This is a genomic window from Halovenus rubra, assembly GCF_026586665.1.
Lineage (GTDB): Archaea > Halobacteriota > Halobacteria > Halobacteriales > Haloarculaceae > Halovenus > Halovenus rubra.
The window spans coordinates 260,678-273,295 of the sequence record NZ_JAODIY010000010.1 but is presented as its reverse complement, the minus strand read 5'-3'; the positions used below and the strand labels follow the sequence as shown (position 1 = coordinate 273,295).

15 protein-coding genes and 1 pseudogene are annotated in these 12,618 nt (G+C 55.4%); 10 read left to right on the top strand and 6 right to left on the bottom strand.

Annotated features, from left to right (window positions below):
• Nucleotides 1–9 precede the first annotated feature (9 nt).
• The 5 genes from N5098_RS10630 (at nucleotide 10) to N5098_RS10610 (ending at nucleotide 2,790) form a co-directional block, all read left to right on the top strand.
• Nucleotides 10–231: a hypothetical protein gene (locus tag N5098_RS10630; RefSeq protein WP_267637843.1), complete on the top strand. Its 222-nt coding sequence runs from the start codon at nucleotides 10–12 to the stop codon at nucleotides 229–231.
• A 69-nt stretch (nucleotides 232–300) separates the two neighbouring features.
• Complete coding sequence (gene paaK / locus N5098_RS10625; protein WP_267637842.1) at nucleotides 301–1,587, top strand: phenylacetate--CoA ligase PaaK; 1,287 nt, start codon at nucleotides 301–303, stop codon at nucleotides 1,585–1,587.
• A gap of 13 nt (nucleotides 1,588–1,600) precedes the next feature.
• Nucleotides 1,601–1,750, top strand: coding sequence for a hypothetical protein (locus N5098_RS10620; RefSeq protein WP_267637841.1), 150 nt, complete (start codon nucleotides 1,601–1,603; stop codon nucleotides 1,748–1,750).
• 262 nt (nucleotides 1,751–2,012) lie between these two features.
• Complete coding sequence (locus N5098_RS10615; protein ID WP_267637840.1) at nucleotides 2,013–2,510, top strand: SHOCT domain-containing protein; 498 nt, start codon at nucleotides 2,013–2,015, stop codon at nucleotides 2,508–2,510.
• Between the two features lie 70 nt (nucleotides 2,511–2,580).
• On the top strand, nucleotides 2,581–2,790 hold the full coding sequence (locus N5098_RS10610; RefSeq protein ID WP_267637839.1) for a hypothetical protein: 210 nt from the start codon (nucleotides 2,581–2,583) through the stop codon (nucleotides 2,788–2,790).
• A 169-nt stretch (nucleotides 2,791–2,959) separates the two neighbouring features.
• Here N5098_RS10610 and N5098_RS10605 read toward each other — a convergent pair whose 3' ends face one another.
• Both N5098_RS10605 and N5098_RS17600 read right to left on the bottom strand, forming a co-directional pair.
• Nucleotides 2,960–3,994, bottom strand: coding sequence for a S1C family serine protease (locus N5098_RS10605; RefSeq protein WP_382230946.1), 1,035 nt, complete (start codon nucleotides 3,992–3,994; stop codon nucleotides 2,960–2,962).
• A 129-nt stretch (nucleotides 3,995–4,123) separates the two neighbouring features.
• Nucleotides 4,124–4,518 (bottom strand): annotated as a pseudogene (locus tag N5098_RS17600) (PaaI family thioesterase).
• 145 nt (nucleotides 4,519–4,663) lie between these two features.
• On the opposite strand from N5098_RS17600, the gene N5098_RS10590 reads away from it, so the two are divergent.
• Nucleotides 4,664–6,088 (top strand): sensor histidine kinase, encoded by a 1,425-nt coding sequence (locus N5098_RS10590; protein WP_267637835.1) that lies wholly within the window; start codon nucleotides 4,664–4,666, stop codon nucleotides 6,086–6,088.
• A gap of 28 nt (nucleotides 6,089–6,116) precedes the next feature.
• Here N5098_RS10590 and N5098_RS10585 read toward each other — a convergent pair whose 3' ends face one another.
• Entirely contained in the window at nucleotides 6,117–6,590 is a 474-nt protein-coding gene (locus N5098_RS10585) for an 8-oxo-dGTP diphosphatase (RefSeq protein ID WP_267637834.1), read from the bottom strand.
• Between the two features lie 359 nt (nucleotides 6,591–6,949).
• On the opposite strand from N5098_RS10585, the gene N5098_RS10580 reads away from it, so the two are divergent.
• From N5098_RS10580 to N5098_RS17800, 4 genes are all read left to right on the top strand, one after another.
• Nucleotides 6,950–7,672 (top strand): sensor domain-containing protein, encoded by a 723-nt coding sequence (locus N5098_RS10580; protein WP_267637833.1) that lies wholly within the window; start codon nucleotides 6,950–6,952, stop codon nucleotides 7,670–7,672.
• Between the two features lie 303 nt (nucleotides 7,673–7,975).
• Entirely contained in the window at nucleotides 7,976–9,040 is a 1,065-nt protein-coding gene (locus tag N5098_RS10575; protein WP_267637832.1) for an alpha/beta fold hydrolase, read from the top strand.
• A gap of 61 nt (nucleotides 9,041–9,101) precedes the next feature.
• The gene (locus N5098_RS10570) at nucleotides 9,102–9,251 is read left to right on the top strand and encodes a 50S ribosomal protein L40e (RefSeq protein WP_267637831.1); all 150 of its coding nucleotides are present in this window, start codon (nucleotides 9,102–9,104) and stop codon (nucleotides 9,249–9,251) included.
• Nucleotides 9,252–9,408: 157 nt separating this feature from the next.
• Complete coding sequence (locus tag N5098_RS17800; RefSeq protein WP_465261600.1) at nucleotides 9,409–9,795, top strand: DUF8106 domain-containing protein; 387 nt, start codon at nucleotides 9,409–9,411, stop codon at nucleotides 9,793–9,795.
• A 32-nt stretch (nucleotides 9,796–9,827) separates the two neighbouring features.
• Here N5098_RS17800 and N5098_RS10565 read toward each other — a convergent pair whose 3' ends face one another.
• The 3 genes from N5098_RS10565 to N5098_RS10555 all read right to left on the bottom strand — a co-directional run bounded on the left by N5098_RS10565 (nucleotide 9,828) and on the right by N5098_RS10555 (nucleotide 12,603).
• A complete protein-coding gene (locus N5098_RS10565) occupies nucleotides 9,828–10,436 on the bottom strand; it encodes an MBL fold metallo-hydrolase (protein WP_267637830.1) in 609 nt (202 codons plus the stop codon).
• Nucleotides 10,437–10,485: 49 nt separating this feature from the next.
• Complete coding sequence (gene trxA / locus N5098_RS10560) at nucleotides 10,486–10,839, bottom strand: thioredoxin (protein WP_267637829.1); 354 nt, start codon at nucleotides 10,837–10,839, stop codon at nucleotides 10,486–10,488.
• Nucleotides 10,840–11,421: 582 nt separating this feature from the next.
• Nucleotides 11,422–12,603, bottom strand: coding sequence for an inorganic phosphate transporter (locus N5098_RS10555; RefSeq protein ID WP_267637828.1), 1,182 nt, complete (start codon nucleotides 12,601–12,603; stop codon nucleotides 11,422–11,424).
• Between the last annotated feature and the right edge of the window lie 15 nt (nucleotides 12,604–12,618).

The window sequence follows — 12,618 nt, the reverse complement described above, 5'->3', positions numbered from 1 at the left end:
TTGATTATCGTGGCAATAAAACATCCTTTCAGTCACACTTACAGCCGATATTGTGAATGGGTCGAATTTGTCGAGTCCAAAGAGTTCGAAGACTGGATTGAAGCCTTCCTCTCACCGACCAATCCGACAGGGGCGCGCTTCCAACTCGTGGAGTATCACGATAACTCCGGTACGCAACGACCGTCGGCGACAGACCTCTCTGTCGACGGGACCCGGTTGACTGACGGCTGAGTTGCGCCGAGTTTGGTGAAATCTATCATAATCATTTTTGTTAGTGTGCTTCGATACCACTGGTATATCATGGCATATAACGAAATAGAGACGGCAGACCGTTCCAAGATTCGGGACGTTCAAACCCAGCGGTTGCGCCAGACGGTGAGCAACGCCTACGAGAATGTCCCTTTCTACCGCGAGCAGATGGACGAGATGGGGGTCCATCCAGACGACATCGAAACCGTCGACGACATCACGAAACTACCGACAACGACAAAAGAGAACTTCCGTGATGAATATCCCGACGGGTTGTTCGCGGTCGACCACTCCAAAATCCGTCGGATTCATGCGTCCTCGGGGACCACTGGCAAGCCCAAAATCGTCGCCTACACTGAGGACGACCTTGATGCCTGGAAGGAGGCGATGGCCCGCTCGCTGGCGGCCGCTGGCGTTACCGAAGACGACCTCGTACAGAACGCATACGGCTACGGACTGTTCACGGGCGGCGCAGGCCTCCAGCAGGGCGCAGAGACGTTGGGTGCGGCGCTGCTCCCGATTGGCGGTGGCGACACCGAGAAGCAAGTCGAGATGATGACTGACCTTGGAAGCGACGCATTGGCCTGTACACCCTCGTACTCGCTGTATATTGCTGAGCACGTCGAAGACCGCGGGATGGACCCGACAAAGTTGCCAATCTCGACGGTTATCTTCGGGGCTGAACCCTGTACTGATCCAATGCGCGACGAGATTGAGCGCCGCCTCGATGTAAACGGTATCGACCTCTATGGTCTCTCTGAGATTGTCGGTCCCGGGGTTTCTATCGAGTGTCACGAAGCACAGGATGGGCTCCACGTCTGGGAGGACCGATTCTACCCCGAAGTTGTCGACCCGGCGACTGGTGAGCCTGTCGAGGAAGGCAAAGAAGGTGAACTCGTCCTTACGACGCTCAGCAAGGACGCGTTACCGGTCTTGCGCTACCGGACCGGCGATATGACCACACTAAACTATGATTCCTGTGAGTGTGGGCGAACGATGGTCAGAATGGACAACGTCACAGGCCGGACTGACGACCTGCTTATCGTCCGTGGCATCAATCTCTATCCGAGCCAGATTGAGGATACCATCCTTGAAATCGACGATGTTGCCCCTCACTACCGTATCGACCTCTACGAGAAAGATAATCTCGACGTCATCGAGTTGACCGTTGAGCAAGCCGATGATGCCGAACGTGGCAGGGACCAACTCGAAGAGGTTGTCGCCGAGCGCCTCGACGCAGTGCTTGCGTTTACTCCTGACTCACTCGATATCGTCCACTCTGGTTCTATTGCCCGGACAGAAGTCGGAAAAGTTCAGCGCGTTTACGACCACCGATAGCTGCAATAGTTTGTTGACGGCATCGGTCTCAGACGGCTTTGATACCGTTCTGGAGCCAACTGATACACTCGAAGACCTCCGTGCCCAGTTCATCGTGCTGGTCGCTGTGTTCGCGTATTTGTCTCATCTTGCCGGCTGTACGTACCTGAATATCTGGTGTTAGCAGGATAACCTGCTTCGAGGCCACGTCTTTGAGAATTGTGACTTTCTGGGCGACGTTGAGTCACTCGGCCTGCTCATCTGCAGCGCCCACAGTAGCGGGTGCCGGTCTCGACAGTTGGCTCTCTCGCAAAGAGTGGTAAACACCCAGCGAAGCAGGAAATACGGACACAGCGAACCAGACGCGAGTTTTTGACGCTTCTAGAACAACATCTGGACGGAGCGTCTTCGTTTCACTTAGGTTGCTTCGCTTACAAATGCTGAATATGCTATCTCGTCACTGGATTTACTTTACGGGCTTTGTGATAACGAGCGTGCTGTTTGTCGGTGCCGGGTTGCTCGGTGTGGTCGATGCGCTCTCGGTACTGGCGGGTGGCGTTCCAGCTAGCGAGGAACTCATCGTTCTGACGTTACTCGGGGAGGTCATCGAGTGGGTGATTGTTCTCCTCGTACTGGCAGCGGTCGCGGCGTTGTTCCTGACAGCAACTATCGTCTCGGTTCTCCGGAACACGTCGATGCACCGGAGTGACCGTCTCGTCTCGATTGTCGAGCGCCTCGAACACGAGTACCCAATCTTGCAGGAGTTCGATGCCTCTGAGCGGGTCGAACCGACGACTGAAGACCGAAAAGCAGAGTTAAGAGAGCAGTACTTCGAAGGCGAAATTAGCGATGAGGAGTTCGAACGCGAGTTGGGACAACTGCTTGACGAGGATACGGAGTCATCGCAGTCGCGTGAGCGTACTGGGATTGAGTTCGAAAAATAAAGCTTTCTCACGGTCTTAGCCCGCGCCTCTGAGCGTGTCGTTCTTATTGCTCTTCAACGAATGGTGTGACATGACAGCACAAACTCACTTCTCACAGACGGAGCATTTCAGCGCGGCAGCCGTTACGCTGACGGTGGCAGTAATAGCTTGGTACACTGGCCCCAGCGGTGTTCAGGGAGCGACGAACGCCACTATCGCCGCAGTCGTGACGCTCATGAGTTTCGTTGTCGGACTCATCGCAATCAAGCGCTGGAATCCGTCGTGGTACTCCCCACAGTAAGTAGAGCGGAACGAACTGGACACACCTCTGTTTGTGGCCAGCGGTACGTGCTGTTGTACTGTGGTTGTTACTAGAGAGGAAACCTATCATTTGGTGATACAGCGTCTCAATAGCGTCTAAAGTTGGTCTATGGCTGCAGCTGTGGCTTTTTGCCGCTATTTATCTCCTCTCATCCCAGCGGGGACCGTGAACGTTCTGGACGAGCAATGAGCGTCGTCTCGACGATTTCTTTCGTTCCATCGCGCAGAACTGTCAACTCAACTGTCTCGTTTGGTCTCGTCTGCAGTGCTAGATAGCTTGCCAGGTCTTCGATGGTGTGTACAGCTCCGCCATCGATTGCGAGGAGGATATCACCACCTACTGGTACCCGAGAGCCGTCGACAAACTCGACAGTCCCAGGCCGAAGTACGCCATCGGCTGGACTCCCACGGACACGTTGAACAACTGCTAGCCCTTGTGGTTCGTTCATCCCATTGGCCGCGGCGACAGTCGGCGTGACACTCTCTAGTGTAACTCCTAGATACGCATGTTCGTACGCGCCGTCTGCGATGAGTTGTGGGACGACACGTCGCGCCAGTGCGGCCGAGATGCCAAAGGCGATATTGTCCCCGCGTTTGGAGTTGACGACTCCGAGGACGGTGGCATCCAGAGACATCAATGGGCCGCCGCTGTTGCCGGGGTTGACCGCTGCGTCGGTTTGGATGGCGTCCGGAATCCGGTAGCCCGCGGGCGATGGAATTAGCCTGTCGAGTCCGCTGACTAACCCTGCGGAGACCGTCCCGTCGAGATTGTAGGGATTTCCGATAGTGACGACTTCCTGACCGACGCTTGGCGGACCTTGGGTAAACGGAAGTGGTGTTGCTTGGCCGGGGACTTCGTCGACGGCGATAACCGCGAGGTCACTGTGGCTGTCGGTGCCCCGTACGGTGCCTTCAGTCCAGGTACCGTCATGGTATCGAAGCTGCACTGAAGATGCATTACTGACGACGTGAGCGTTTGTGACGACGTGTTCGTCGTCGTACTGAAAGCCAGTTCCCTGTCCCTGTCTCGTATCCACCAGTACAACCGATGAAATAACCTCATCGTATACTGCCGCGTAACTGTTCTTTCCTTGGGAAACCAACTGTGTTTCTTGACGCGGTGTGGCGGGCATCGAAGGCGTACTCTCTTTGGCCGTAGAAAGAGGCGTGTTACAACCCGCCATGCCGGCTGTCAGAGTGATACCACCTAGTTTGAGAAACTGTCGGCGAGTAGATGTCTCTTCAGACATCTGTAAATAAATCTACGGACGACTGAACTGTGAATTTTATGGCTCTTTGTTATTCGTTGGGTATCACTCTGGTCGATATACACGTCCACGGAATGTTGCGATACGGTTCGCGTCTCCGTCCGTGATGACAATCTCGTACTCGGCGGTGTGGCCTCTGCGGTGACTTTCCTCGGCTGTGGCAGTCAGTGTCCCACCGGTGTCGACGGCATCGGGATCTGAGATATTCACCTCTAGTGCGACTGCAGTGTTGCCATGGGAGTTAGAGGCGGGCGCAAATGCGGCATCAGCGAGCGAGTAGACCCACCATGTGGTGTCCCGTGAAAGTTGAGCAGGTCGTCGGTAACTGTAAGCGTCGTTTGTGCAGAGCCGGACTCGAGCGCGACGAGTTCGATGCCCAGTGTCTCGCAGAATGGGTCCGATTCGATTCGTGCACGAATATCCGCGTCTATCGTTGGCATACCTTTTGTTGCACAGTGTAGATAGATACGTAATGGCTGTCTCAGCGGCAGAGAGTGGAGAATTCTCTTCTGTCGGGTGACGATTCCGGTACCAACAATTGTATATTACTATCAGCCTACTGTATTACGTACATCAGTCACAACTATGGTGAGCCGCGAGTCACTTTCAGTACTCGTTGTGGACGATAGCGATTTCTTCGCTTCGATGCTCTCAGACAAGCTCGAAACTGAATACGAAATCACCACGACGATGGCGCAAAACGCCGCCGATGCACTATCCGAAGCGCGCGAACAGTCCTTTGACTGTATCGTGAGTGATTACGAAATGCCGGTCACTTCGGGGCTAGAACTCTACGAGATGATCGAAGAAGAGATGGAGGTCCCGTTCGTATTACTTACCGCGCAGGGAAACGAAGAAGTCGCGAGCCAGGCAATTACTGTTGGGATTGACGACTACCTGCTCAAGGAGTCGGTAATGGAGGAGTCACTTGACCTCTTGGTCAACCGCATTCGGAACCTTGTTGAGCAGCGCCGGACACAGCGGAAATACGAGCAACTGGTTGCCAACTCTCCCGATGTTATTGCTCAACTTCGTCTTGATGGTGAAATTATCGCAGCAAACGACTCGATGGCAACCGAGTTTAGTGCCCCCCAGTCGGAACTCGTCGGCCAGCAGATTTCGGCATTTCTTCCCGATGAAATTGCTGAGGGGCGACTCGACATGTGCAAGCAGGCACTCGCACTCGGGAACGCAGTTACGTTTCAGGACAGCATTGGCGTCCGGCATTTCCACAACATCGCGGTGCCACTCTCAGCTGGCGGTGACGAAATGGTACAGTTGGTCACGCGAGAGATGACCCACCAGAAACACAACGAGCGCGAACTCGAACAGAAAACTCAAACCCTGGCGATGATCAACCGTATCGTCAGCCACGACATCAGAAACGATGTCCAGTTATTGATGATGTGGGCCGGAAGTCTTGGTTCCCACGTCGACGACTCGGGTCAAGAGTTCGTCGACCGGATTCAGGACACAAGCAACCATATCGCCGAGTTCACCACGATTGCACGCGACTTCGTTGAATCAATCGAGGGAGAAGGTGATCTCGAACTCGAACCAGTCGATATTGCGACGGTCCTCGAAACTGAAATCGAAAAGAAACGTGAAGCGTTCGCCGAGGGAACCGTCGTCATTGAGAATATCCCGTCGGTGACGGTCAAGGCGAATGAACTCCTTTCGTCAGTGTTTGGTAATCTGCTGAGTAACGCAATCCGGCACAACAAGGCCGACAATCCCGAGGCGTTCGTTACCGTCGAAGAAACCGACACACACGTCCGAATCTACGTCGAGGATAACGGACCCGGTATCCCCGATGAAAACAAAGAGACAATCTTCGAGAAGGGCACGATGGACGCAGACAGTCCTGGCAGCGGTGTCGGTCTCTTTCTCGTCTCGACGCTAGTTGACCAGTACAACGGTCAAATATGGGTCGAAGACAGTGACTCATCAGAGGCAAACGCTGGCTCTGTCTTTACCGTCGAACTTCCCAAAGCTGAGCCAGAGCAGTAGGGACATCTAAGAGACTGGTTAATCAGTCCTAAAACTCTACACCGAGTTCCATCTCGTAGCGATGCATTGCATCGCCGTCGTCTGTGAGAACGAATGTCCCGGTAAAGGTCTGGTCTTGCAGCATATGGGGCATCCAGATACGGTCATCGACCCACATCTCGTCGTAGGGAAGCTCATCAGCGTCGTGCCACTCAGGTACCGCCTCCTCGGTTGCCTCCGGCGTTCCGTCGATACCGTCGGCGGTGAAGACGTGGACGTACATCGAGTCCTCGTCGAGTTCCTCATCTCGGAAGTGAAAGCCGAACTCGCCACACTTCTGGACACCGGTCGCCTCGACGTGTAGTTCTTCACGCACTTCGCGTCGGGCGGCTGTGAGTGGTGTTTCCCCAGCTTCGAGTTTTCCTCCCGGCCCGACGAGATTCCCCTCGCCAAGCCCTCGTTGCTTTCGAATCAACAGTAACTCTCCATCAATAATTGGGTGACATAGCGTTGATTCGTTCATAGTTGTCTCTCTCACTCGTGGCAGGTAGCCGTTGTGGTCCGGGGCAGCCTGAACATGTCGTCTACACGAGCTCGGGGTCGCTGTACCCCGCTGTCTCAACACACATCCCTACCGGTGGAACATGGAGGTGACCGAGCAGACAGTGCTCTGGCGTGAGAACCGAGGCGAGACAGGGTCGTGGCAACTGCTGTTCGGACACAACACACAGAGTACGACTATATCCCGTTAGATGAAGTTGCCATCCAAGCCGAAACACCGAAAGAACAGCGTAGAGAGCACAAAACAGGTGGGGTCTGTTTCAGTAGTTGAAACATTGAACTGGAAATTACGGTCTCCCGAGAGCTAGGTTCAACTGAGTAATGAATCGAACTGGCTCATCAACACAGACACAGGGCGTTGCTTCGGCGATTCGTCGGTTTGTCGTCGCACCCGTAGAACCGCAGACGTACAAGAACCTAATCTACCTCATGCTTGCCTTCCCGCTTGGAATTGTGTATTTTGTGTGTTTCATCAGCGGCGGCGCGCTCGGTCTGGGCCTACTTATTACGGTTGTCGGACTCCCGATTTTACTCGTAACAATTTCGGGAGCGACTCTCGCCGCTGGTCTCGAAGCCTCACTCGCCACTCGACTTGTTGGGGTCCAGACCTCGGTGCCGGCGGCTCTCGGTACGTTCGATTGGCAAGAATGGTTCGCCCGCCCTGGTAATGGGTTCGTTACCGCGTGCAAACGCCTCGTGACTGCCACCTCAACGTGGACAAGCATCGTTGTCGTCCTCTCGAAGTTCGTGTTTGGACTGCTTTCACTGGTTGCTCTGGTCACCTCAGGTGCCCTCACAGGGGCACTGCTTGCAGCACCGTTCATCTACGACGACCCAGACGCGACGGTGGGCACAGCGAGTGAACTGTCCATTACACAGTATAATTTCGGTCCCTGGGTCGTCGATACACTCCCTGAGGCAATTGGTGTCGCAGCTGTTGGAGTTGTGTTCCTCGTTGTCTCACTTAACCTTCTGAACGGCCTTGCTCGCCTTCAGGCGCAGTATACCAGAACGCTCCTCGAAACCGACACTGGCCCACTCTGACTAGCGAATACTTTTCTTTCACGCAACGACCGACGAGTTAGTCGATAATCTGGCGTCAACTGAGTGTAATTGGTTTGAGGCCACGTGAGCAAATCGTGATAAGCGGTGTCTGTGACGTGGCTGGCGGTCATCACGCCCTGAAACTGGCAATAGAGAGAACAAGTCAACACGAACGCGGGTATGTACCCGTCGCCGAGCTTCTACCGCACCCGACGACACGACCAGCACCGAATGAACCAAGAGACTGGCACATCACCTTCAGTACGCCCCACATTTATTCGCCAGTTGTACGTACAACAACATATGTGTTCTCTCCCAGAGGGTGTCAGCTCCCGGACAGTGTCCACGGACCGCCTCGAAACACATCTCCTCGAAACTGGTCGTGAGGACGGCGACCCGGTAGTGTTCATCCACGGTAACGCTTCATCCGCGCGCTTCTACGCAGAGTTGCTTGCGGACCTGCCCGATAGCTACCGCGCGGTTGCACCTGATCTGCGGGGGTATGGTCACTCCGAACGATGTCCAATCGACGCCACTCGGGGTCTCCGTGACTTTTCTGAGGATATTGCTTCGCTGGTGACTACACTTGGGCTAACTCAGCCGGCGCTCGTCGGTTGGTCGACTGGTGGCGGCGTCGCGATGCGATACGCAATTGAACAGCCGGGCGCGGTCGCCTCGCTTACGCTGCTAAATCCGGTGTCGCCGTACGGGTACGGTGGCACGTTGCGTGACGGGACGCCCTGTCAGCCCGACTACGCAGGGACTGGTGGCGGGATGGCAAACGACGAGTTTATCGAGCGACTGGAGGCCAACGACCGGAGCGACGAATCCGACGCCTCACCACGCAACGTCATGCGAGCGTTCTATCTCGCGCCCGACACTGAACTTGATCCCGATCTCGAAGATGTGTACGTCGATGCGCTGTTGAATACTGAGACCGGCGACAACTACTATCCGGGAGATACAACGTCTTCAGAGAACTGGCCTGGCGTCGCGCCGGGTGAGGGTGGCACAAACAATGCGCTTTCGCCGAAGTATCTTGACCTTACTGGTATCGTCGATACTGACCCTTCTCCACCAATCTTGTGGGTTCGTGGAGCAGATGACCGTATCGTTTCAGACACGTCGTTTTTCGATGCTGGTTATCTTGGAAAAATCGGCGAACTACCCGACTGGCCCGGCCAAGACACCTATCCGCCACAGCCGATGGTTACACAGACCCGAGATATCTTCGAGGAGTACGCTGACGCTGGCGGCGAGTACAGGGAGGTCGTCGTCGAGGATGCGGGACACTCTCCCCATATCGAACAACACGACGAGGTGCTGTCAGCGTTGACCGACCATCTCGGTAGGGCCGGGCATCTCTGACGTGGGAAGGCCGACAACCCGAACCGGAAACACTTAACGTCGCCCACGATAAGGCGCGGGTATGGCTAAGTTCGACGAAGCAGAAGAACGACTCTTCACGGCGCAGGTCTGCATGCGGTGTAACGCTCGCAACCCCCAGCGTACCGACAGTTGCCGGAAATGTGGCTACGGTAACCTCCGTCCGAAGGCACGCGAAAGCCGTAGTACCTGAGCGTCCGGTCACCCGACCGTGTCTCGCATTCCCACCAGCGTTAGCTCTATCTGTCCTTTCTTACTTTGTCTCCAGCGGTAGCGTTCGCTCGCGCCTTGAGTTGATTACCGCTATATCCCATCTTCTACCACACAATACCATCCGACACCAAACTTATATGCACCCATCTTCTAGCAGTCAGTGCATGTCACCGGCCACTGCCACACCCCAGACCGGTTCCTGTGCCTCCCCGGAAAAGTCTCAACTCTTCTGTCCGGAATGCTGGCACGAGAGCCGGGTTGACGGCGATTGGCAGGTACAAGTGACGAAATCGGGTCGCCATCTTGACTGTCCGACGTGCGGTGAAACTGTGACTGTCAGGCCGCCTGTAACTGCGAAGGCAACAGCCACCTCGCTCCCTGTGGTCGCTTACTGTCTCGCGGCTGTGCGGCTGACGACCCGTTTTCTCACACTGGGCTGGCGACTGTGTGTTCCGGCAGTGAACCAAACCGGCACGTCGTGCTCCCCATTGACGGCGGCCGAGTCACCCGACTGTCATTCGTAACTCACCATCTCTCTGGACAGCACGGGGTCGATTCACTCGTCCGGATACTTTGGTTCGTAACGCGTTGCCCGTTCGAGCGCCCGCTCTATCACTGTCTGCACATCTCCCTTGTAGACATCACCGTGGCCGGCATACATCGCCTCAACCGAAGGCATTCGGTTGAGCAACGCTTTGATGGACTCGATGAGTCGCTCGCGTGACTGGCCGGGATAGTCAGTGCGCCCGAAACTGCCGTCATCGAACGCGCCGTCGTTGTAAACAACCACGTCTCCTGAGAACAACGACTGCTCACCGACAAGCGAAATGTGGTCATCAGCGTGCCCTGGCGTGTACACGACCTCACAGAGTTCATCACCAACCTGAATTTCGTCTTCGTCGGCAACTTCGTGTGTTCGGCTCGGGTGGTCGTTATAGGCATAGCAGTCGGCATCAAACGTCGAGAGAACTGAATCAAGTTCGCTAACGTGGTCACCGTGCTGGTGGGTCAAGACGACGCTATCGAGTGTGTCTGTCTGCGCTTGAATCACGTCTTCGACACCAGCCATCGCACCGGCATCCACCAAGGTTGTTTGCTCCCCCAATGCGAGATACGCGTTACACGTAAACCCATCTGCATCCGCGGTGACCATCTGTACATCCATACCAGCGTCCACGCCCGCCACGTTCTTGAACGTTGGTTCCGTGGTGGTCCTACTCAGTATAGCGCTCGATAAGTGAGCGGAGTTCGTCTTCGGATTTGACGCCAACAATCTCTTCTACTTGTTCGCCACCGGCAAACAACACGAGTGTCGGGACGCCGCGAACGCCGTAGGTCGAGGCAAGTTGCTGGTTGGCGTCTACGTCCACCTTCGTGACTGCTGTGTCAGTCTCAGCTGCGAGCGTCTTGACAACCGGTTCAAGCATCTGACACGGACCACACCAGTCGGCGTAGAAATCTGCTAGAACAACATCATAGTCGGAAACGGCGGCATCTAGTTCTGTCTGTCCGTCGACGTGAATTGGTTCCTCAGGCCCGCTACCCTCAGTAGTCGTAGGCGTTGACATCACTCTCAGGTATGGCCTGAATGCAGTTAAGGGTTTTGAGGGTTAAGCACAATACTGTATCAAGAGAGCCTAACGTCAGGCTCGCCTAACGAGTCACTCCTAGTAGTAGCCGACACTACTCTAAGAGAGAGTCTACTGCCGGACTGGATTGACGCCGCCAAAGCCTCGTCTTTCCGCTCGAACTCTTAGATAAGCATCCGTTTTGAGCGAGCCCGGTCCGGAATCACCGTTGTATCACGCAGCATGCTGTTGACAATGAATCTCATCCCCTCAGTAGTGAGTGGTGCTATGGCCCGAGCAGCGCCTGAATACGTCTCTGTCTGGCCGTCAATCCTGTGTACTCTCCCAATCCTGCTGTCACTGCTTGGACATGGAATTTGGATGCTTCTGTACACGTTGCCTGTTGTATGTGGGACAATATTGTATAATTATGGCAATATAAAAAGACTGCCCAGCAGCAGGGGAACTCGTTACCTCTGATTCCCTGAGTTCACTTACTGTGCTATCGACGACAGCACCGCTGACAAGCAGAGCGGAGCCAACGCCGCTGCTATAACCAGCAACGGACAGAACTCCGTGCAGCTAACTCATCGGAAGTATGAATGCGGTGACGTAGCCGACGACCAGCGCAAGCGCCAGCGAGCCGACCCACGCACCGACTGTCACGAGAATTTTCCGTACGCTTACTGCCTCACCGCCGCCGACTGCGGCACCGCTTCCGATAATGGCACTAACAACGATTTCGTTGAACGAGACAGGAACGCCAAGCAACACGGCCACTTGTGCGATGAGAAACGACGGGACGAGCGCCGCAATAGAGCGACGCGGACCAAGCGAGGAGTAATCCCGCGCCAGTGACTTTATCATCCGTGGTGCGCCGGTCCAAGAGCCAGCGAGAATTCCGATGCCGCCGCCAATAAGAACCGCTGTCACTGAGACCATGCCAAGCTCGTCCAACAACGGCAGTAACGGACCAACAGCGAGTCCAACCTGACTGCCGCCGGCCGAGAACGCGACGAGTGACCCAAGGACAAGCAGGACACGACGGAGGCCACCAGTCAGATCACGGCGGATATCGAACCAGACAAGGCTGGCAACCGAGACACCCACACCTATTGAAACCACGGCTGGCACCATCGTGCTCTCTGTATCAAGCGTTTGCTTGACAACACCTGTCACCGTCGCTGCGGTCTTTCCCGGACCAAGGTAGGCAAATTCGAGATTTGCTAGGACTGCGCCGACAAGACCGGCAAGCCCTGCAACACTGTGTCGCTCAGCGACATCGTTGCGCGGCAGAATACTCGCGATACCGTATGCAAGGCCGCCACCGACAAACGGTGTAAGTACCCAGACAGCACTGACTTGCAGGTACTTCGACCAAACTGGTGTTCCCCCGAGTGCGAGTCCGACGCCAACGACCGACCCGGTGACTGTAAAGGCCGTCGCAATCGGATACCCTGTCTTGATGCCGATTGTCATAAGCCCAGCACCGATGAACAGGACCACGATAACTCCCGATGCTGGGAGGCTGGTGCCACCAACGAGACCACGGCCCACCGCTTTGGAGACGTTTGCTCCCTGTACGACTGCACCAGTGAACCCGAAGATGCCGACGATGAACGCAGCGCGCATCGTCGAAATCGCATTCGCGCCGACTGCCGGGGCAAACGGCGTCGCACCGCTTGAGCCAGCACCGATTACCCACGACATAAACAGGCTTGCAAGGCCAGCAACGAGAAACAGACCGATGACTGTTGGTTCCATTGTAAACGTACTCTG